Origin of the sequence: Citrobacter sp. wls829 (assembly GCF_005280825.1) — a bacterium.
GTDB lineage: Bacteria > Pseudomonadota > Gammaproteobacteria > Enterobacterales > Enterobacteriaceae > Citrobacter > Citrobacter gillenii.
This window is the reverse complement of the sequence record NZ_SZWP01000018.1, coordinates 1-579: the sequence shown is the minus strand read 5'-3', so window position 1 is coordinate 579 and position 579 is coordinate 1. Positions and strand designations below refer to the sequence as shown.

1 protein-coding gene is annotated in these 579 nt (G+C 50.8%); it reads right to left on the bottom strand.

Annotation, left to right across the window (positions count from 1 at the left end; translation table 11 throughout):
* Window positions 1-3: 3 nt before the first annotated feature.
* Window positions 4-579, bottom strand: a 576-nt coding sequence (locus FDW88_RS01870; RefSeq protein WP_137361906.1) for an IS3 family transposase, incomplete at its 5' end; no start/stop codon positions are given.

Sequence of the window (579 nt, the reverse complement as noted above, 5' to 3'; positions counted from 1 at the left end):
AATCTAGACACTTCCGAGCCGTTGATAATACTGGTTTTCATATTCTGTCGGTGACATCTGATCGCTAGAACCATGCCGACGCTTACTGTTATAAAACATTTCGATGTAATCAAAAATATCGCTGCGGGCTTCTTCCCGCGTTCCGTAGATCTTTTTCTTTATCCGTTCGCGTTTCAACAACTGGAAAAAGCTTTCTGCAACCGCATTATCATGGCAGTTACCGCGACGGCTCATGCTGCCCTCCAGGCCGTGTGATTTCAGGAACGACTGCCACTCATGGCTTGTGTACTGACTGCCCTGATCCGAATGAACCAGCACCTGTTTTTGGGGATTACGCCGCCATACAGCCATCAGCAGTGCGTTCAGGACAATGTCCTTTGTCATCCGGGATTGCATGGACCAGCCGATAATTTTGCGTGAGAACAGATCAACAACAACGGCAAGATACAGCCAGCCTTCGTGGGTCCTGATGTAGGTTATGTCCGTTACCCAACGCTCATCCGGAGCATCCGGATTGAACTGTCGCTGGAGCCTGTTGGGCGACACGATACTGGCCTCGCCTTTACGTGCCCGCGGGCT